Source organism: Marinobacter mangrovi (assembly GCF_016798325.1).
GTDB classification, from domain to species: domain Bacteria; phylum Pseudomonadota; class Gammaproteobacteria; order Pseudomonadales; family Oleiphilaceae; genus Marinobacter_A; species Marinobacter_A mangrovi.
Window position 1 is genome coordinate 372649 of record NZ_JAERVO010000003.1, and the last position, 19971, is coordinate 392619.

Consider the following 19971-nt stretch of genomic DNA (forward strand, 5'->3'; position numbering starts at 1 on the left):
CATCAGACATTCGGTACCGGCATGTCGTCGCCGCTGGCTTCCCGTTCCGAGCCGCGCAGGATCATGACCCGGTTGCGGCCCGCCTCTTTCGCGGTATAGAGCGCCTGGTCGGCCCGGTTGAGCCAGGTGGACCAGGTTTCGCCCTTGATCAGTTCGGTGACGCCAGCGCTGGCGGTCACCTGGATGTCCTTGCTGAACGGTGCCACGCTGAGGGTATCCAGCAACTGCCGCGCGAGCTCTTCGGCCGCTTTCTGCCGGGTTTCCGGCAACACCATCATGAACTCCTCGCCGCCGATCCGGAACAGCATGTCGGTGTCCCGCAGTCGCCGTCGCAGGCGCGTGGCGGCTTCCTGGAGTACCGTGTCGCCGGTGGCGTGGCCCCAACGGTCGTTGATCGTCTTGAAATGATCCAGATCCACCAGGATCAGGCTGGCGACCCGCTCGTAGCGCTCGCGCAGCTGGATCTGGCTGTTCAGTTCATCGGCCATCTGGGAACGGTTCAGGCAGCCGGTCAACGGATCGGTCGTGGCCAGGTCCGTCAGCTCGCTTTGCATCCGCCCCACCAGCCAGGCAAACACGGCAACGAAAACGGCCGTCAGGCTCAGGGAACTGGTGATGCGCCAGAATTCCGGCGTGGGAAAACGCTCGAAGGATACCCCGGCCAGGATGATGATAAAGAGACCGTTGAGGATCAGCGCTTCGCGCAGGGACAGCAGGAAGAACATCGCGGCAATGGCCGGATAGCCCCAGAACAGGCCGTTATGCCCGTTGATGATCGTCGAGTAGACGGTGCAGGCAATGGCAAACAGGGCGAAGAAGCGCCCCTTGAAGAGATAGCGACCGCGCAGGCGCAGGTAGAGGATCACCGCCACCAGGTTCAGGCAGAAGATCGCCAGCAGCAGGCTCAGCAACGGATGATGTTCGGACCACTGGACCAGCACCAGCGGCGCCACGGCCACCAGGGTCCAGAAATGTACGTGATAGACAATCTGGCGCTGGAAGCCCAGGATCGTTTCCGTCGGGTTGGTGGCTGTGTATTTCAGGGCTATCCGCTTGGCCACACTGCGCTCCTGCAGGTTGCGGGACCGATCCATCGTTCAGACGCCCGCGTTTTTGTGGACGTTACGGACACTTATAGCAGGAATTTGGCGAAGCGAAAGTCCTATCGTCTGGCTACCGCCACAGCCTGGGCGGCCACTTATTCACTGGCGGGTGGGGCGGCCAACCCGCCTTCAATGAAGTCCAGGAAGTAGTTGAACAGGGTGAGGTCGTCGGGGCGGATGTTGCCGAACGGCGTGTGGGACAGCATATCGATCTCTGCGGCGCCGTGGATCAGGCTGACGAAGGTGAACGCCAGGCGGATACGCAGGACATCCCGGGGAATGGCCGGTAGCGCCCGGCACAGCTGGGCCTCGATGCGCTCCACATCGGGCCGGAAGTGGGTGTTCAGCAGTTCGACAATGTCCGGTGTGTTGTCCGCGTGCAGGTGGGCCATGAAGCGCAGTGCGGACGGCCCCCAGTCCGGTGCCAGGGTCAGGGACAGGTAAGGCGTGGTCACGGCCCGGACCACGTCGCGCAGCGTCGGCGCGGGAGCCTCCTCGACGCCCCGGAACCCGCTTTCGAACTGTGGCCGGGTGTGATCGGTAATAAAGGTGATCACCGCCTCCAGCAGGCCCAGACGGCTGCCGAAATGATAATGGGCGGCCGCTGAATTGCGGGTGCCGGATTCCGCGCTGATGGTCCGCAATGACACCCCGTCCAGCCCGTGCCGGGCATACAGGTCGAGGGCGGTCAGGATGATCTTCTTGCGGGTTGCTTCGCCGTGATTCGCGCGCGCCATTGAGGGGGTTCCGGATAAATTCCCGGGCAGTATAGCGCAGTGGCCGGACCAGATCAGGCCCCGTCCGCAGCGGCGTGCCCCGGGATGCCGTTGCGAAACAGGCTTTTGCTGTGGGAGCGGGTCCGTTAGACTCCCGCTCAGCTTCGTCGCTGTATAGGAAATTGCCATGTCCACCGTTTCGCCAGACCCATCCGTCCTGACCATCCGTGCGGGACGCCGGGCTTACGCCCGCATCCAGGAGCACGGCCTGCGTCCGGAAGACGTGCACGTGGTTCCCGGTGCCGCCGGTGGTCCCAAGGCGCTGGGCATCTGTGGGCTGGACCAGGCGATCTTTGGCGAGTGGCTGCCACGGGCGCCGCAGGTGCGGTCTCTGATCGGCGCCTCCATTGGCAGCTGGCGGTTTGCGGCCATTTCCTCCGGTGATCCGGTCAGCCAGCTGGCCCGGCTGTCGGATCTGTACACCCGCCAGCGTTTTCCCAAGGGCGTCAGCATGGCCGAGGTGACGCGCCGCAGCATGGTGTTCCTGGAAGAGCTGCTGGGCGGACGGGAAGACGCCATCCTCAATCACCCGGACTACCGCCTCAACATTGTGGTAGTACGCAGCCGCGGCATGCTCCAGCACGACACCCGCGGCCGACTGGCCCTGGGGCTGATGGCAGCGATCAGCGCCAACATGGTCAGCCGTAAGCACCTGGGCCGCTTTATGGAGCGCGGTATTCTGCACGATCCCCGTGAGCGCGCCCCGCTGGGCGACCTGATCGACTTCCAGAGTCATCAGGTGCCGCTGACCCGGGACAACCTGATGGCGGCCCTGCTGGCGTCGGCGTCGATTCCCATGGTGATGTCCGGGGTGGCCGGAATCGCCGGCGCGCCGGAAGGCATGTACCGCGACGGCGGCCTGCTCGACTATCATCTCGACCTGCCTTACGAGCAGCCCGGCGTGGTGCTCTATCCCCACTTCACCGACCGCATCATTCCCGGCTGGTTCGACAAGTCGTTGCCCTGGCGCCGGGGCGATCATACGCGCCTGCAGGACGTGGTCCTGGTGGCCCCGTCCCGCGACTACCTGGCCCAGCTGCCGGACCGCAAACTGCCCGACCGGAAGGATTTCGAGCGTTACCTGGGCAACGACGACGGCCGGGAACAGGCCTGGCGGCAGGCCATCGGGGACAGCGAGCGCCTGGGCGAGGCCTTCCTCGATCTGGTGGACAGTGGCCGCGTGGCCGAGGCGGTCCAGCCGCTCTGATCGTCTCTGCCGTCTATACTGGGGAAACGACATCCATGGCCTGGAGGTGACCGCCATGTCCGACGATGTGCCCCGTGTGGCTCGATCCAGTCCTTACGCGATTCCGGTAGAAGCCGGCAAATCCTATTTCTGGTGCGCCTGCGGTCGCAGCGCGGACCAGCCCTTCTGCGACGGCTCCCATAAGGCGACCCAGCTGCGTCCCGTGAAATACACCGCCGAGCGGGACGAGTGGGTCTGGTTCTGTGGCTGCAAGCAGACCGGTGATGCGCCGTTCTGCGACGGCACCCACAAGACCCTGTGACGAATCAGCCTGTGGAGATGTCTTCCTCCGGCTGACCCGGTCGGGCCTGGATGGACAGTCGGAAGCCGGCACAGCCGGTGAGGGTATCCACCACCGGCTTCAGCCGCAGGGTCACCGGTATGCCGACGCTGTCGCTGTTCTGCAGCAGCAGGTCCATCCGCACCAGCCGCCGTTGTTGGCGAGAGGCGGTCAGCCCCTGTTTGAAGCGCTCACGATCCTCCGGCATGACGTAGTTGCTGAAGGGATGATGCTCCAGCTCCGCCGGCGGGCGGCCCAGGAAGTCCACGGCCATCGCTGAGATGAAGCCGATCCGGCCTTCCTCGTCCATTTCCGCGATGCAGCTGCCGGCGATTTCCACCAGGTCGCGGCTGCGCTGTTCGCTGTTCTGCAACGCCTGTTTCAGGGCGTGCTTCTCGATCCGGTTGTTCTCCAAAGCCTGACTCTCGATATCCAGCGCCCGGGTCACGAAGGCGTGGTCCCGACGATCCCGCGCCAGTCTCAGGCACAGCAGCCAGACCAGAACAGCGGCGGCCAGCGACGCGGCGGCCCCCACCAGCCACACGATCTGGCTGATCCGCTCCACCGGTGCGCCCATGTAATGTTTGTCGGGAATGGTGGTGAGGATCCATTCCCGGTCCGCCAGGCTGATGGCCGAGCGCAGGGCCCAGGCCATGCGCGGCTGTTCCAGTCGGTCGGTGGCAAACAGCGGTGTCTTCAGGTGCTGGTCCAGATCGAACACCGTCACCTGCAGGGCCGGACTCATCTGTGCAGGCAGGGCCTCCTTGAGTAATTGATCGGGGGAAAACGTCAGGCTCACCAGGGAGCCGTCCTCCAGCGCCCGGAACAGGCGCACGCCGACCTGGCTGCTGCCGTTACGCTGGATGCGGGTCTGGGCTGTGGCGGACACCTTGTCGTGCTGCAGGGCGGTTTCTATCGGCTGGCGCCAATGCGGCACGGAGGGGGCCACCAGGCCGAGGATGGCGCTCGGCGGGTGGCGGTCGGCCACCTGGATCACCACCTGGTAGCTGGGTTGATGCGGCGCAACGCGGGTGATGCCACTCTCCTGCCATTCCCCCAGGGTGATGTACTGGCCGCCGATGTCGCTCAGGTTGCGCTCCACCACGCGGCGTTCGTCGTCGGAGATGGTGATGATGCGGTCCAGGTCGATCACGTCCGGCAAACGCCGCAGGACGGCTTCGGTCTGGTACTGGAAGATGCGGCTGTGGTCGCTGTGTCCCGACAGCGTACGGGCCAGCACGTCGAGGGTCTGGATGCGGACGTTGATGGCCTGCTGCACCAGGTCGGTGAAATGGGCGTGCTGGCTTTCGAGCAAGCTTCGGGTCTGTTTGTCCAGGCTCTTGCTGGTCCAATGGTCCACCGTGCCGGTACACAGAATGCCGACGACAAGGACCACCAGTGGCAGCCAGATGTGCATGCCCCGTCCTGCAGGCCTTTCCATGGGTGCTCTCCCTTGCCTGATGAGGTAACGACCCCGATAGCCGGATGGCTGTGTTCGTCCGTGATGTCGTCCGGTGTGGGGTGTCGGGGTCCCCGCAGATTCCTTGCAGGGACCCCTTAACTTTAGGTGGGCCGGGGCGTTGGCGTCCAGTGTCGCTACCGGGTACGTCGCCGGAATGTGGCCGCTTTGGCGGTTAACGGCGGCGAATCGGGCGGATCTGTCGCCGGATCAGTCGGTTATCCGTGACGCTGCTCGCGGACCAGTCCGTAGACCAACAGGAACAGCAGGAAGGCTGACACCACGATGGACGGGCCCGCCGGACTGTCGAGGAACCAGGACATCGACAGGCCGCCACCCACGGCGATCACGCCGCCAACGATGGCCAGACCCACCATCCGCTCCGGGCTGCTGGCCAGGCGCCGGGCGGTGGCGGCGGGAATGATCAGCAGAGCGGTGATCAGCAACACGCCGACGATCTTCATCGCCACCGCAATCACCAGCGAGAACATCAGCATCAGGCCCAGGCGTAACCGTTCCACCGGCAGGCCCTCGGCCTTGGCCAGCTCCTCATGGATGGTGCTCATCAGCAGGCCACGCCAGAGCCAGGCCAGCAGGGCCAGCACAACGGCGGCGCCGCCGTAGATCCAGGCCACATCCGTGCGGCTGATGGCCAGCAGGTCGCCGAACAGGTAGCCGGTCAGGTCCAGCCGCACGTCCGGCATGAAGCTCAGGGTCACCAGGCCGATGGCCAGGGCACTGTGGGCGAGGATGCCCAGCAGCGTGTCCGTCGCCAGGCTGCGATTGCGGGACAGCACCACCAGCAGCAGCGCCAGCCCGATGCAGACCACCGCGATGCCCAGGCTGAGCTGGATCTGCAGCAGCGTGCCCAGGGCCACGCCCAGCAGCGCCGAATGGGCCAGGGTGTCGCCGAAGTAGGCCATCCGCCGCCACACCACGAAGCAGCCCAGTGGACCGGCCACCAGCGCCACACCCAGGCCGCCGATCAGCGCGCGCCAGAAGAAATCGTCGAGCAGGGCGTCAATGAGAGGCATGATCGTGGGAGGTCTCCGTCGGGGCGTTATCCACCACATCGCCGTGCAGGTTGTGGTCATGATTGTGGTGGTGATGGTAGATGGCGACGCTGTCCGCCACGTGACGGCCGAACAGCTCCACGAACGCGGGATCGTGGGAGATCTGCTCCGGATAACCGCTGCAGCAGACGTGCTGGTTCAGGCACAGCACCTTGTCGGTGGCCGCCATCACCAGGTGCAGGTCGTGGGAAATCATGATGACGCCGCAGTGAAGGTTGTCCCGCAGTTCACGGATCAGCTCGTACAGCTCGGCCTGACCGTTGACGTCGACGCCCTGGGCCGGCTCGTCCAGTACCAGCAGGTCAGGCTGGCGGACCAGCGCCCGGGCGATCAGCACACGCTGGGTTTCACCGCCGGACAGGTGATGAATGGACGAGTCATAGAGATGATGGACCGCAGTCCGTTCCAGCGCCGCCCGGCACTCCGCGGGCGCGGCCCCGGTCAGCGCCATGAAGCGCTTCACCGTCAGCGGCAACGTCGGCTGGAAATGGATGTGCTGGGGCACGTACCCCAGCCGCAGGCCCGGCGTGCGCCGGATGCGGCCGCCGCTGATGGCCTGCAGCCCCAGGATGGCCTTGATCAGCGTGGTCTTGCCGGCGCCATTGGGGCCGATGACGGTAATGATATCGCCGCGGCTGACGGTCAATTGTACGTGATCGACGATGTTCTGGCCGCCCAGGCGCACACTGACATCGTCCAGCGTGACCAGCGCCTCACTCATGGCCGCCCTCCTGCTGACAGGCGGGACACAGTCCGGCAATTTCCAGGGTGGTGTCTTCGGCGGCGAACCCTTCATCCTGCGCTGCTTGGTCCACCGCTTCGGCAACGTGCGGCGCCGACAGCTCCAGGACGTTGCGGCAGGCCCGGCAGATCAGGAAAAAACCGGTATGGCGATGCCCCGCGTGGGCGCAGCCGACGAACGCGTTCAGGGACGCGATCCGGTGCACCAGCCCGTGCTGCTGGAGAAAGTCGAGGGCTCGATAGACGGTGGGCGGCGCGGCGTTGTGGCCGTCCTGGGCCAGCGCGCCGAGCAGGTCGTAGGCGCCGAGCGGTTTATGGGATTGCCAGATCAGTTCCAGTACCCGCTCGCGGGTCGGGGTCAGGCGGGCCTTGGCGTCGTTGCAGATGCGATGGGCATCGGCCAGGGCCTGATCCACGCAGGCCCGGTGGTTATGCGGGCGGTAGGGCAGCGGTGTCTGTGACATGGTGCGTCCGATCGGTCAATGGATGAAACATTATAACATCGCATTGCCCGGTCGGACGAGGTCCGTATCGATCGCAGCGCCTGGTTCAGGCCGCGAAGGATTTGGCGGCGAGGGATTCCAGGTATTCGAGATTGGGGATATAGGCCGTGTGGCCTTCGACGTCCACCACCATCAGGTCCGCCGGACCGGTGTCGCCTTCCACCTGCTGAATCTCGGGCTCGGCCAGCTTGGTCTGGCTGGGAATCCCCTGGGTCACCATGGCCAGGAACGGCATCGCCTGGTGGCTGTCGCTGATGGTGTTGAGCACCGCAATCCGTCCGCGGGCGCCATCCGGGCGGGCGCCCTGGCCGCCGTTGGCCGCGTCGTAGGAGATTACCGGCAGGCGCAGGCCGCGCCAGTTGAGGTAGCCGATCAGCCACTCGGGGCCGCCATCGGCCGCTTCCGGCTCGGCATAGTCGACGATTTCGGCGATGGAAACGTTGGGCAGCAGCAACTGACGGTCCGTCACCGGAATCAGTACGCAGGGAAGGACTTGGGAATTGTCGGCCATGGTGTCGTCCTCAGGCGGAATCGCGATCCTGCTTGCGCTTGAGCAAACAGGCTTCTTCAAGGGTTTGCGTCAGTTTTCGGGCCAGTTGCGCCGGATCGCCGACGAAACTGGTGCAGCCCGTGGCCCGGATCGAGTCCGGCATCGAGCTGTTGCCACAGCTTTCACTGTTCTGGACCCAGATGCGGCTACCGTAGGCGTGCAGCAGCGGGGCCGCAATGGCGCCATCGTTGCCCATGCCGGAAAACAGGATAGCATGGCAGCGGTCGCGGTAATGGTCGGCCACATTGAGCAGTACCTGATCAATGGACGGTCCATAGGGACCGGGCCACGGCGTCGCTTTTTCCTGCAGGCGGCCGCTGTCGTCCAGATACCACTCGTTTTCCACCGGCAGCAGCACCACGTCGCCGTTGCGTACCCGATAGCCGGTTTCGGCCCGGCGCAGGCTGTAGTCCGCGTGGCGCCCCAGCACCCGGGTCAGCACCTCGGTAAAATGACCATCGATGTGCTGGGCATAGACAAAGCCGACCGGCAGCCCCGGCGGCAGGTTGTCGAGGAACGTTTTCACCGCGGCCGGACCGCCCAGTGATGCTCCCAGAATCCAGATCTCCTCGGCCGGCTCGTCCGTCTTGCCGGCGGGAATCCAGGCTGGCCGCTCCCGTCGGCTTACCGGCTCTTCCGGATGATCCAGCGCCTCTAAAGTCGTGGCGCTGTCCAGCTGTTCCAGCTCGCCCAGCTGCTGTTCCAGTTTATCCAGCAGGCGCCGTTCCCAGCGAAAGGCCTCGGTCGTGCCCGGTGCCGGAGCCTCGTCCACACCGAACAGGATCGGCGCCTCGGTATTCTCCAGCAGGAAATCGAACAGCGTGGGATGATCGGCTTCGTCTTCAAGCGTCACCAGCCAGAGTTCAACGTCCGGGATCGCCGGCTGCGCCAGCAGGCGATCCGGGTCTCCGGTAAAGCGGCTGTCCAGGCCGAATTTTCCGACGGCGTCCTGCAGTCGGCGCCGCTGGAGCGGGCTATCGGAAACGATAGCCACGCCCGGCGGCAGCACTTCGCGGGTCATCACTGATTCCCGGTCAGGCGCTCAATGGTGTCAAGCAGCTGGGTTTCCTGGAACGGCTTGCCCAGATACTCGTTGACGCCCAGCGCCAGGGCCCGCTCCCGGTGCTTTTGTCCGGTTCGCGAGGTGATCATGCAAATGGGCGTGTCGCGCAGGCTGTCGTCGTGGCGCACGAAGCTGGCCACTTCGAAACCGTCCATCCGCGGCATCTCGATATCCAGCAGGATGATGTCCGGGCGGTGATCCTGCAGCTGGGCCACAGCGTCCAGGCCGTCCTTCGCGGTGATGACCTCCATGCCGTTACGCTCCAGTAGGCGCGAGGTGACCTTGCGCACGGTGACCGAGTCGTCCACCACCATGACCAGGGTCTCGCGGTCGTCGCGACGGGCCTGGGCCTGAGCCGCTTCCAGATCCGCCAGGCGCTGGCGCTCGGACAGCATGTCGGAGCGGATCATCGCCGGCAGGTCGAGGATCACGACCACGTTACCGTCACCCAGAATCGTGGCACCGGAGACACCCCGTACGGACGAGAACTGCGGGCCGAGGGACTTGACCACGATTTCCCGGCTGCCCATCAGGCTGTCCACCTGCAGCGCCATGGGCTGTTCAGCCCCGCGCACCAGGATGACCGGCAGCGGCAGGGCCTGTCCCTGCAGCTTGGGATGGTGCTCGCTGTGCAGCAGGCCGCCCAGGTACTGCAGGCGGTATTCCTGGCCGGCGTATTCGTACAGCGGCGCATCCGGCTTGTAATACTCTTCCAGCTCGTAGGTGCTGACCCGCACGATCCCCTCGATGGTATTGAGCGGGATGGCGTAGAAGTCCTCGCCGGTGGACACCATCAGGGCGCGGTTGACCGAGACCGTAAACGGCAGGCGCACGGTGAAGGTGGTGCCCTGGCCCAGCATCGAGTCGATGTCCAGACTGCCGCCGAGCTGCTTGATCTCGCTGGCCACCACGTCCATGCCCACACCGCGGCCGGAGATCTGCGTGACCTGGGCGGCGGTGGAGAAGCCCGGCTGCAGGATGAACTGCAGGACCTCCCGGTCCGACAGATCCTCGTCTTCGCGCAGCAGGCCCTGCTTGATGGCCTTTTCGCGAACCGCCGAGGTGCGGATGCCGGCGCCGTCGTCCATCATCCGCAGCACCACTTCACCGCCTTCTCGGGTCAGCGACAGGATGATTTCGCCGGTTTCCGGCTTGCCGGCCTTGCGGCGGTCTTCCGGTGTTTCGATGCCGTGGTCAAGGGCGTTGCGCAGCATGTGCTCCAGCGGCGCCACCATCCGTTCAAGGATGTTGCGGTCCATTTCGCCTTCGGCGTTGCGGACGTCAAACTCCACCTTCTTGCCCAGCTCGCCGCTGATCTGGCGAACAATCCGGCGCAGGCGCGGCACCATGGACGCGAACGGGTTCATCCGCGTCTTCATCAGGCCTTCCTGCAGCTCGGTGTTGATCCGGGATTGCTGGACCAGCAGGGTTTCAGTGTCGCGGGTCCGGTCGGACATGGTCTCGCGCAGGTCCGCCAAATCCGAGGCCGATTCACTCAGGGCCCGGGACAGCTGCTGGATGGAGGAGTAGCGGTCCATCTCCAGCGGGTCGAAGTCCTCGCCGTAGTCCGGACCGTGCTCTTTTTCGGCGCGGAACAGGATCTGGGCTTCGGTCTCGATGTCCATCCGGCGCAACTGTTCGCGCAGACGTTCGATGGTCGCGGCCATCTCGTCCAGCGTGTGGCCGAAGTCACTGGACTGCTGCTCCAGGCGGCTACGGGTGATACTGGTTTCACCGGCCAAGTTGACCAGCTCATCCAGCAGCGGGGCGTTGACGCGGATGGTTTCCTGCGCGGCACGGGCCGGGTCCGCCTTGCGGTTCCGGGCCTTTTTGGCCGGCGGCTTGGGTTGTGGCTTGGCCTGTGGTTCCGGTTTGGCGTCCGCTGCGGCTTCGGCGGATGGCTCCGCTGGAGGCACGGCCTCATCCGGTGTGTCTGCCTTGGTCTCCGGACTGCTCGGCAGGGTGACCGGGCCGGCGCCGGCGTCTTCATAGCGTTTGCGGATCTCACCCACCATGTCGGTCAGGGTGTCGTGATCCCGGGTAATGGCGTTCCAGGTGGCGCTGTCGGGTTCGTTGCCGCCCAGGTCAATCAGGCGGGTTTCGAAGGCGTGGGCCTGGTCACCCAGCTCAACCAGTTGCGCCAGGCGTGCGCCGCCCTTGAGGGTGTGCAGGGCCCGTTGCAGCTCGCGGTTGAAGTGGTCGCTGGACGGCTCCTTGCGCCAGTCTTCCAGCAGGTTTTCGATCTGGTCGAGCAGTTCGCCCGCTTCTTCCAGGAAGATTTCCAGGACTTCCGGATCGACGCTTTCAGGCTGGGCAGGCTCGTTCTCTTCCGTTACCGGGGCGTCATCTACTGGCGTGACGCCTTGAGCCAGCGCCTCGATCAACTCGGCGTCGGCCACCGGCGTACGGCCTTCCTCGATATCGCGCAGCATCTGCGCCAACTGAGCTGAGGCCTTCTCACTGAGGGCCAGCGCGGCAGCACCGTCGGCGGCGTCGGCCAGGGTCGATTCCAGGCGCTCGTACCAGGTTTCCGCCAGGTCCGCGATGGGGTCGACATCGGCCAGTCGGGCACCGCCCTTGAGGGTGTGCAGCTCCTGCAGCAGCGACGTCATGCTGGCCAAGGCTTCCGGCTCTTCGCGCCATTGCGCCAGGCATTCCTTGATGGCGTCGTGGATCTCTACGCCTTCGTCCAGGAAAATGCCGATCAGGTCGTCGTCCCGATCCAGCGGCTCGCTGTCGGCTACGGCCGGCTCGGCAGGCGTCTCGTCCACCTCCACGGGCGGCAAATCGACCGGAGCGCTGTCTTCAGCCGGTGTGTCCTTGTCGGCCCGGCCGGAGAGGATGGCTTCGACGCGCTCGATCAGTGTGGTGGCCGGCTCGCAGGGTTTCTGCGCGGCCACTTGCTCCACCATCTGCGCCAGCCGGTCGTGGCAGGCAAACAGCAGGTCGGTCATGTCGGACGTGGCGTCCAGGCGGCCTTCAGCGACGCGCTCGAACAGGTCCTCCAGCACGTGGGTCAGATCGCCGATGGCATCGACACCGGCCATGCGTGCGCCGCCCTTGAGGGTATGCACGTCGCGTTGCAGTTCGCCAGCCAGCTTGGTGTTGCTGGGATCTTCGGTCCAGCTGTGCAGGGTGCTGGCGGTGGAGTTGACCAGGTCGTAAGCCTCTTCCAGGAAGATGCTGACCAGCTCCTGGTCGAGGTCCTCGGCATCGCCGGCGTCGTCGTCCGCCGCGGCCTGGTCCATGGCTTCCACCAGGAGGGCGTCGTCGAACACACTTTCTTCGGCTTCGGCTTCGGCTTCGGCTTCGGCTTCGGCTTCGGCTTCGGCTTCGGCTTCGGCTTCGGCTTCGGCTTCAGGCGCTGCCGGCTCGTCTTCCGGCGATTCGGTGGTTTCTTCGTCAATCGGTGTCGCGGCCGGCGCGTCGGTCAGGGCGGCTTTCAGGGCGTCCAGAACGTCCGGCGCTTCCGGGCACTGTCCGGCTTCGGCGATGGCATCCACCATCGTCGCCAGTTGATCGTGGGCGCGCAGGGCGACATCGGTACGCTCCGGCGTGGCTTTCAGGCGGCCTTCGACGATGCGCTCGAACAGCGTCTCCATTTCATGGGCAATATCGGCCACGGGCGCGATTTCCGCCATGCGGGCGCCGCCCTTGAGGGTGTGCAGTTCGCGCTGGAGTTCCTTGACCAGTTCCGGCTGGTCGGGATTGCCCTGCCACTGGTGCAGCTGCTCGGCGGTGGTATCAATGATGTCGCCGGCTTCCTCAAGGAAGATTTCCGCCAGTTCCGGATCCAGGTTCTGCAGCGCGCCGGTGCGCGCCACCGGCTCGGCGTCGTCCATGTCGGTCGCATCCGGTGTGCCGGACTCGTCCTCTTCGGCGACATCCAGTTGCGGCAGCTCAAGCTCGATCTCATCTTCGGATTCGGTGTCGAACGAGGTGGCATCACTGCCGCCGGCATGCTGACTGATGTAGGCCTGGATCTCCTGGATCAGGTCCGGCGCCGGGCGTGGCTGGTCACCGGTGCTGATCGCATCCACCATGGCGGCGAGCCGGTCGTGGCTGCGCAGCAGGAGGTCTTCGAGATCCTCGCGGGTGCTGAGCCGGTTGTCGGTCAAGCCTTCAAACAGGGTTTCCAGCTCGTGGGACAGGTCGCCGATGGCACTGATGTCGGCCAGGCGCGCGCCGCCCTTGAGGGTGTGCAGGTCGCGCTGCAGGTGGCGCAGCAATTCGGTGTCGGACGACTGCTCGGTCCACTGTTGCAGGCGTTCGCCGGTGCCTTCGATCAGGTCGCGGGCTTCCTCCAGGAAGATCTCGACCAGCTCGGGGTCGAGACCGTCGTCGGCTTCCGGTGTTTCGACCTCGGCGGCGCCGGGTTCGTCGGCTTCGATGTCCAGGGTCGGCAGCTCCAGGTCTTCCTCGAAGCTGTTGTCGATGTCCTCCAGATCCTGGGCGAAGCTGGAGTCGGCCTGTTCGCGGAATTGGTCGAGCTGGGCCTGCAGTTTGCCAAGCAGGTCGTGATCCGGCTTGGTCGCCAGACCGGCGGCCACCTGGTCCATCATGTTGATGAGGGCTTCATGGCCGGCGCGGGCAACGCTGAAGAACTCGCTGTCCGGCTGGGCCTTGGCGTCGAACACGGCGGCATAGGTCCGCTCGAGCCGGTCCGCCAGTTCAGACACATCGGCCAGGCCGGCCACATCGGCGCCGCGGGCCAGCTGGCGCAGTTCCAGCACCAGCTTGTCGAGCTGTTCGTTCTCGCCGGGTGCCGCGGCCCAGGCGTCCAGGATGGAGTCGGCGTCCAGCAGGATATCCAGGCCTTCGTTCAGGAACAGCTGGATGAGCTGCGGGTCCGGGCGGTGCTCGGCTTCCGCATTTTCGGTACTGACCGGATTGGACGACAGGGTGCGGGTAGCGAGCATATCCAGGCGTTCGAGGAACGCCTCCGTGCCTGCCAGCGGTTGCTGCGGCGCTGATCGGATCTGCCCCAGGCCTCGCTCGATGAAGTCGCAGGCGTCGGCCAGCAGGGCCATCACGTCGCGATCGGCGCGATGGTTCTCGGCGCGGGCGGTTTTCACGAATTTTTCCAGCGGCGAGATGATGGTCGCCAGCGGCTCGATGCCGGCGGTGTGGGCCGAGCCTTTCAGGGTATGCAGGGCGCGGGACAGGCCATCGGTGTAGGCGGTGGTTTCGCGGCCTTCGGCCTCCGCCAGGAATTGTTTGAGCGCCTGCAGATGGGTTTCGGTTTCGCTCTCGAAGATGTCCAGCAGGACCGGGTCCACCAGCTGTTCGTCGCCGGCGTCATCGTCTTCCGCCTGTTCTTGCCGGTCTCCAGGGGCGGCCTCGACCGCTGGTGCATCCGGCTCGAATCCGGCGCTGTCGCCGTCTTCCGGCATGCGGCTGGATTCCAGGATCTCGCCGTTGGCCAGCGCGGTCGCCCGGGCCTCCAGCGATGAAGTGTCCAGCGACGCCGGGCGGCGGGCCTCAAAATCGCTGACCAGGGCCGGAATCACGCCAACCACGTCATCCAGCAGACGGGCGATGTCGTCGTTCATGAACACGCTGCCGTCGATCACCCGGTTGAGCATGTTCTCCACCGCCCAGGCGAGCTCGCCGACGGCACTGGCGCCCACCATGCGGCCACTGCCCTTGAGGGTATGGAATGCCCGGCGAACTTCGGCCAGCGCGGTCCGATCGTCAAACTGGCGCAGCAGCATGGGCAGGTATTCGCGGATGGTCTCCAGTACCTCGCCCGCTTCCTCGATGAAGATCTCGAGGATTTCGTCATCGATCAGGTCGTCGTCGATTCCGTCGTCCTGCGACGGCGCGGCGGATTCGACGGTGTCGTCGGTCGTCGCTTCCGGCGCGCTCTCGGCGACGTCGGCTGCCGGTTCAGCGGTGGTTTCGCTGTCCGGGCCGGTCTTGCGGGTGGTGGCCAGAGCGTCGGCCTGGGCAATCAGATCGCTGACGTCGCCATCGGCGCTGCCGTCACGGAACTCGGCGATCAGGCCCGGAATGCGATCAATGGCGGTATCCACCAGGGCAAACAGTTCTTCCGTAGGCCGTACACTCTGGTCGATCACGCGGTTGAGCAGGTTCTCCACCGCCCAGGCCAGTTCGCCAATGCTGGTGGCACCCACCAGTCGACCGCTGCCCTTGAGGGTATGGAACGCGCGACGGACTTCAGTGAGCGCTTCGCGATCGTCGTGATCCTGACGCAGACGCGGGTAGAAATCGCGGATGGTGGCCAGGACTTCCTCGGCTTCCTCGATGAAGATTTCGAGGATTTCGTCGTCCACCAGGTCGGCGTCGGAGGTTTTCGGGACGTCGGGTCCGGAGGTGGCCGGCGCCGGTTCTGGCTCGGCGGATGTGACGGCCGGCTCGTTGTTCCAGGTGGGTTCTTCGCCCACCGGGAAGCCCAGGCTGCGCAGGCTGTCTTCGGCGATCTTGAGGACGCTTTCGTTGTCCTCAATGCCTTCCGCCAGGCGCTCCAGGTAGTATTCGATACTGGTCACCATGTCCGCCAGGGTGTCCAACTGCTGCCAGTCCGGGACGCGCTGCCCGTCCAGCAGGACATCGGTGACGTAGCGCTCGGCGGACGCGAGCATGTCGCCGACACGCTCCAGCGGGATCAGTTGCAGGCCGCCGCGGATGCTGTGCAGCAGGCCCGGGACATGCTCGATTTCACGCCGGTCCCATTGGGCGGCAATGAAATTGACGATGGCGGTCTTGACCTGTTCCAGCGAATTGCGGGACTCGCGCAGCAGCGCCCGGTTCGCGTCGTTCAGTTCCTGGGTGCCGTACTGGACGGCGTCGCCGGTGTCTTCGGAATGGGTCTGACGTTCTTTTTCCAGTCCGGCCAGGGTGGCTTCGACATAGAGCAGGGCGCCGGCGATGTCCATCAGGATGCCATCGTCGGCCGGCTCGTCATCGTGGCTGAGGCGCTGGACGATTTCGATCTGCTCGGTGACCACCCGGCGCGGGATGCCCAGACCCAGGACGGCCAGGGTATTGGCTACCTGTTGCAGGCCCGGCAGCAATTCTTCCAGTTCGCTGTTCTGGCGGAATTCGGCGCGCACGAACAGGTCGAGCTGGTCTTTCAGGCGGGCCAGTTCCTCGTTGAGGGCGCTGACCACGGATTGGATGGCCTCGCGACCCGGTCCGGAGACCCGCTGGCGGGCATCGTCCACGGATTCGTCGGAGGGCAGGGCGTCCGCCAGCTTATAGCGGCTGCGCAGGTCGTTGACCCGGGGCATGCCCAGGTCGTCGGCCCGGGCGACGTAGTACAGCAGATGCTTGAACAGCGCCTCGGGCACCGGTTGCTGCAGGATATCGCCGTGTTCGTCCAGCAGACGCTTGAGTTCCGCATCCAGCTGGCGCAGCAGGGATTTGGCGGCAGAGTTGATCGGGTTGTGCCGGCTCTTGAGCGTGTCCAGAAAACCACCGGCAGCCTGCCAGAGTTCACCGCGGGGGGTGCCCTGGCACAGCTTGATGACCCGCTGGATCACCTTGTCCATGTAGTCGAAGTGGGAGTCCAGTTCGGCTTCGCGGATGATGCCAACCAGCGCAAACTGGAACATCTGGCGCAGCTTGCGGACATGGCCCAGGACTTTCGGATCCTGCAGACGCTGGGTGGCCGCCGGGTTGGCCCGGAAGTCCGCTGCCGACAGGTCCGGCTTGAACAGCGAGGTATCGGAAAGCAGGGCTTCGCCGCGGGCGGCGCGCAGGTCATTGAGCAGCGGCAACAGCGCCAGCGGGAAATCATCGCGGTTGCTGTCCAGGTGCTCCAGGTACTGCGGCAGCTGCAGGATCGCCTGCATCAGGACTTCGATGGCTTCATCGACGTTGCTGGTAGCGTCGTTGAGGACGGCCTGGGCCAGCTTTTCCATCTCTTCGGTGAGCAGGGCCGCACCATAGAGTTCGACCATCTGCAGGGTGCCGTGCACCTGATGGAGATAGTTCAGGCAAAAACGCAGGCGTGCCGTGTCGTCACGATTGTCGACATAGGCTTCCAATGCCTGCTGACCCTGTTTCAGGGTGTCCTGAATTTCGCCCCTAACCCAATCCAGGGCGATGCTGTCATGGTGATTGCCCATAACCACTCCGGTTATTCTTCGTCTGTCTGGCGTTTGATCCACGCCAGCACGCTATCCGATGGCACCCGCTGCAGGGAGGGATGCTGCCAATCCGTCAGTTCGCCCTGACCCAGCACCAGGAGTCCACCCGGTGCCAGTCGTTCGGTCAGTCGCCTGACAATTTCCCTGCGCCGCCAGCGGCGGAAGTAGATCAGCAGGTTCTGGCAGAAAATGATATTCATGCCATGCATCGGTGCCTGATTCAGGTCCAGCACGTTCAGTCGGGTAAAACAGACCCGCTGTTTGATCGCCGGGTCGATTGCCCATTCATTGCCGGCAGCCGGATGGAAGTAGCGTTCCCGAACCGCAGGCTCTGTTGTGGATAGCCTGCGGCCCCCGAATACCCCTCTCTGTGCCTTTTCCAGGGCCGGCTTGCTGATGTCCGATCCGGTCACCCCGAACAGGGGTTCCAGTTCCAGCTGCTGCATGCACTGATCCAGCAGCATCGCCAGGGTGTAAGGTTCTTCGCCGGTTGAACAGCCCACGCTCCAGGCTTCCAGGGGGCGTTTCTTGAGGCTGTCCCGTGGCCGGGTCATGACATAGTCCGAGACCAGTCGGAAGGCGTCCGGATCACGAAAGAAACGGGTTTCCTGAACGGTGAGTCGGTCCACCAGAGTGGCCCACTCGACGATGGCGCCGGGGCCGGAAACCACTTTCTCGTAATAGGCCTGATAGGTCTCGCAACCGATTTCGCGCATCCGGATGCCCAGATTGGTCTGCAGGAACGATTGTCGATCCGGCGTCAGGGTCATTCCGGTCCGCTCCTCCAGTAGCGTCTGCCACTGCTGGAACTGGGCCCCGTCCATCTGGGGAAGGGGCCGCAGCGTCCAGATACCGGCGGATCTGTCGTCGCGCGTTTCGGCCATGATCATGATTCAGCCGTGCTTTCCGGCGTCGTCACTTGCACCCCGCTATCAGCTCACCACGGGAACGTCGCTGTCTTCCTCTTCTTCTTCCGGCAGATCTTCCTCCGGCAGCGTGAAGCCGGCAACGGAGGAGCGCAGCTCACCGGCCATTTCGGCCAGGTTACCGATCGACTTCGCGGTCGCGTTGGTACCGGAGGAGGTCTGCGAGGTGATCTCCTGGATAACGTTCATCGTGTTGGAGATGTGAGCCGCGGACGACGCCTGCTGACGGGCCGCGTTGGAGATGTTCTGGATGAGTTCCGCAAGGTTCATCGAGACGTTCTCGATTTCCTCGAGGGCCACACCCGCGTCCTGGGCCAGACGGGCACCACGGACCACCTCGGCGGTGGTGTGTTCCATGGAGATAACCGCCTCGTTGGTGTCAGACTGGATCGTCTTAACCAGGGCTTCAATCTGCTTGGTGGCCGCAGAGGAACGTTCCGCGAGGCGCTGAACCTCGTCCGCAACCACCGCGAAGCCTCGACCTGCGTCACCGGCCATGGAGGCCTGGATCGCAGCGTTCAGGGACAGGATGTTGGTCTGGTCGGCGATGTCGTTGATCAGGGAGACGATGTCACCGATTTCCTGGGAGGATTCACCCAGTCGCTTGATCCGTTTGGACGTTTCCTGGATCTGCTCACGGATGTTGTCCATGCCACGGATGGTGTTCTGTACCACTTCCGCGCCTTTCTTCGCGATCGCAACCGACCGCTCAGCAACCGCGGAGGATTCGGCAGCGTTCGAGGAGACCTGGTCGATGGACACGGCCATTTCGTTCACGGCCGCAGAGGCACCGGCAATTTCCTGGGCCTGGTGCTCGGAAGCATCGGCCAGATGCATCGCTGTCGCCTGGGTTTCCTGGGCGGCGGAGGAGACTCGAACCGCGGTACCCCGGATGGACTGTACCAGGCCGCGCATCTGGTCGATCGCGTAGTTGATGGAGTCGGCGATGGCCCCGGTGAAGTCCTCGGTGACCGTGGCCTCGGTGGTCAGGTCACCATCGGCCAGGTCGGCCAGTTCGTCCAGCAGTCGCAGGATCGCATTCTGGTTCTGTTCGTTCTGGTCCTGGGTCGACGCCAGTCGCGCCTGGGAGGTCCGGTAGATGGTCAGACCGATGACGACGATAACGGCAGCCAGGGCGGCCAGCAGGATGTAGGCCAGCATCGGGCTGATCAGGCGGGAGTCGGCCTGGTCACGGAATTGATCCGCCAATGTGGACGTTTCGTTCAGCAGGGCCTGGGAGCTCTGGTAGATCTCGTTGGACGCGCGGCGGACAGTAAACAGGTCCGGGGAGGCGTCCAGGATGGCGTCAACGTTCTGGGAGACGAATTCGAACAGTTCGGAAACCGCGTCCAGACCGTAGCGGGCGTCTTCGTCCTGGACCTTGGAGATGCCCATGGCGGCGTTGCCGTTGGTCTGGCCGTCGAGGACGCGACCGAACAGCTTGGCGTCGCGACCGAAGCGGTCGGCGGCGATTACCGCGTCTTCGTCACCGGACAATACGTTGTTGACCGAGCGCACGATCCGTTCCGCCAGCAGGGACTGACGCTGGGCCAGGGCAACCTGTTCTGCCGGCGCGTCGTTATCCAGCAGGATCTGTACGATGTCGTCGTACTCCACCTGCAGCTGCGGGATGTTCTCGTTCAGGGTCTGGGCCACCTTGTGCAGGCCGAGCACCGCCTCGCGGGTGGAGATGATGGTGTCGGCGCGCTCGCGAACGGCGTTCCAGTCGGCCTGTACGCCGCTCTTGGTGGCCAGCTCACTCGCCGGAAGACCGGTCTTCGGATTGCCCTCGGTGAGGAATCCCCAGAGTTTGGCGAACTGGTCACGGGAGCGCTGCAGCTGGTCGAACGCTTCCGGCGTACCGCCGGCCGCTTCCGAGGCGTTTTTCGCGATCTCCTGTGACAGGACCCGCAGCTCACTGGCGTGGGCGATGTATTCCTGATCGTGGCGGCTGTCGCGGTTGATGATGAACAGCACAGCAACGAGCAGGACGGTCAGTACGATCAATGCACCGATCAGGCCGCCAACCAGCTTGTTGGCGCCCTGACCCGCATTGAATCTTCCGGCTCTTTTCTTCATTTTCTGGCTCCCGGCCTTATGTCGGCAAGTTGGTCCTTCGGGTCTGGGGATTCAGTGA

13 protein-coding genes are annotated in these 19971 nt (G+C 64.7%); 2 read left to right on the forward strand and 11 right to left on the reverse strand.

Annotation, left to right across the window (positions count from 1 at the left end):
• Positions 1 to 2 precede the first annotated feature (2 nt).
• Both JL474_RS11385 and JL474_RS11390 read right to left on the reverse strand, forming a co-directional pair.
• On the reverse strand, positions 3 to 1094 hold the full coding sequence (locus JL474_RS11385; RefSeq protein ID WP_203142157.1) for a GGDEF domain-containing protein: 1092 nt from the start codon (positions 1092 to 1094) through the stop codon (positions 3 to 5).
• A gap of 104 nt (positions 1095 to 1198) precedes the next feature.
• Entirely contained in the window at positions 1199 to 1840 is a 642-nt protein-coding gene (locus JL474_RS11390; RefSeq protein WP_203142158.1) for a TetR/AcrR family transcriptional regulator, read from the reverse strand.
• Between the two features lie 166 nt (positions 1841 to 2006).
• On the opposite strand from JL474_RS11390, the gene JL474_RS11395 reads away from it, so the two are divergent.
• A complete protein-coding gene (locus tag JL474_RS11395) occupies positions 2007 to 3086 on the forward strand; it encodes a patatin-like phospholipase family protein (protein WP_203142159.1) in 1080 nt (359 codons plus the stop codon).
• Positions 3087 to 3141: 55 nt separating this feature from the next.
• Positions 3142 to 3387, forward strand: coding sequence for a CDGSH iron-sulfur domain-containing protein (locus JL474_RS11400; protein ID WP_203142160.1), 246 nt, complete (start codon positions 3142 to 3144; stop codon positions 3385 to 3387).
• A 4-nt stretch (positions 3388 to 3391) separates the two neighbouring features.
• Here JL474_RS11400 and JL474_RS11405 read toward each other — a convergent pair whose 3' ends face one another.
• From JL474_RS11405 to JL474_RS11445, 9 genes are all read right to left on the reverse strand, one after another.
• Entirely contained in the window at positions 3392 to 4846 is a 1455-nt protein-coding gene (locus JL474_RS11405) for a PAS domain S-box protein (RefSeq protein WP_203142161.1), read from the reverse strand.
• Positions 4847 to 5082: 236 nt separating this feature from the next.
• Positions 5083 to 5898, reverse strand: a complete 816-nt coding sequence (gene znuB / locus JL474_RS11410) for a zinc ABC transporter permease subunit ZnuB (RefSeq protein ID WP_203142162.1) — start codon at positions 5896 to 5898, stop codon at positions 5083 to 5085.
• Entirely contained in the window at positions 5885 to 6658 is a 774-nt protein-coding gene (znuC, locus tag JL474_RS11415; RefSeq protein ID WP_203142163.1) for a zinc ABC transporter ATP-binding protein ZnuC, read from the reverse strand. Before znuC ends, znuB begins: the two co-directional genes overlap by 14 nt.
• On the reverse strand, positions 6651 to 7142 hold the full coding sequence (locus tag JL474_RS11420; RefSeq protein WP_203142164.1) for a Fur family transcriptional regulator: 492 nt from the start codon (positions 7140 to 7142) through the stop codon (positions 6651 to 6653). The genes znuC and JL474_RS11420 overlap by 8 nt, the downstream gene beginning before the upstream one ends.
• An 85-nt stretch (positions 7143 to 7227) precedes the next feature.
• Positions 7228 to 7692 (reverse strand): chemotaxis protein CheW, encoded by a 465-nt coding sequence (locus tag JL474_RS11425; protein WP_123633788.1) that lies wholly within the window; start codon positions 7690 to 7692, stop codon positions 7228 to 7230.
• A 10-nt stretch (positions 7693 to 7702) separates the two neighbouring features.
• A complete protein-coding gene (locus tag JL474_RS11430; RefSeq protein ID WP_203142165.1) occupies positions 7703 to 8752 on the reverse strand; it encodes a chemotaxis protein CheB in 1050 nt (349 codons plus the stop codon).
• Positions 8752 to 16887 (reverse strand): hybrid sensor histidine kinase/response regulator, encoded by an 8136-nt coding sequence (locus JL474_RS11435; protein WP_236012196.1) that lies wholly within the window; start codon positions 16885 to 16887, stop codon positions 8752 to 8754. The genes JL474_RS11430 and JL474_RS11435 overlap by 1 nt, the downstream gene beginning before the upstream one ends.
• Positions 16888 to 16898: 11 nt before the next feature.
• Entirely contained in the window at positions 16899 to 17792 is an 894-nt protein-coding gene (locus JL474_RS11440; protein ID WP_203142166.1) for a CheR family methyltransferase, read from the reverse strand.
• Positions 17793 to 17840: 48 nt separating this feature from the next.
• Positions 17841 to 19913 carry a methyl-accepting chemotaxis protein gene (locus tag JL474_RS11445; RefSeq protein ID WP_203142167.1) on the reverse strand — a complete coding sequence of 691 codons (2073 nt, stop codon included), beginning with the start codon at positions 19911 to 19913 and terminating at the stop codon, positions 17841 to 17843.
• Positions 19914 to 19971 lie beyond the last annotated feature (58 nt).

Bases quoted from the DNA above. Each gene is read 5' to 3' on its own strand.
- JL474_RS11385 (WP_203142157.1), bottom strand. From the start codon at position 1,094: ATGGATCGGTCCCGCAACCTGCAGGAGCGCAGTGTGGCCAAGCGGATA.
- JL474_RS11390 (WP_203142158.1), bottom strand. From the start codon at position 1,840: ATGGCGCGCGCGAATCACGGCGAAGCAACCCGCAAGAAGATCATCCTG.
- JL474_RS11395 (WP_203142159.1), top strand. From the start codon at position 2,007: ATGTCCACCGTTTCGCCAGACCCATCCGTCCTGACCATCCGTGCGGGA.
- JL474_RS11400 (WP_203142160.1), top strand. From the start codon at position 3,142: ATGTCCGACGATGTGCCCCGTGTGGCTCGATCCAGTCCTTACGCGATT.
- JL474_RS11405 (WP_203142161.1), bottom strand. From the start codon at position 4,846: ATGGAAAGGCCTGCAGGACGGGGCATGCACATCTGGCTGCCACTGGTG.
- znuB (WP_203142162.1), bottom strand. From the start codon at position 5,898: ATGCCTCTCATTGACGCCCTGCTCGACGATTTCTTCTGGCGCGCGCTG.
- znuC (WP_203142163.1), bottom strand. From the start codon at position 6,658: ATGAGTGAGGCGCTGGTCACGCTGGACGATGTCAGTGTGCGCCTGGGC.
- JL474_RS11420 (WP_203142164.1), bottom strand. From the start codon at position 7,142: ATGTCACAGACACCGCTGCCCTACCGCCCGCATAACCACCGGGCCTGC.
- JL474_RS11425 (WP_123633788.1), bottom strand. From the start codon at position 7,692: ATGGCCGACAATTCCCAAGTCCTTCCCTGCGTACTGATTCCGGTGACG.
- JL474_RS11430 (WP_203142165.1), bottom strand. From the start codon at position 8,752: ATGACCCGCGAAGTGCTGCCGCCGGGCGTGGCTATCGTTTCCGATAGC.
- JL474_RS11435 (WP_236012196.1), bottom strand. From the start codon at position 16,887: ATGGGCAATCACCATGACAGCATCGCCCTGGATTGGGTTAGGGGCGAA.
- JL474_RS11440 (WP_203142166.1), bottom strand. From the start codon at position 17,792: ATGGCCGAAACGCGCGACGACAGATCCGCCGGTATCTGGACGCTGCGG.
- JL474_RS11445 (WP_203142167.1), bottom strand. From the start codon at position 19,913: ATGAAGAAAAGAGCCGGAAGATTCAATGCGGGTCAGGGCGCCAACAAG.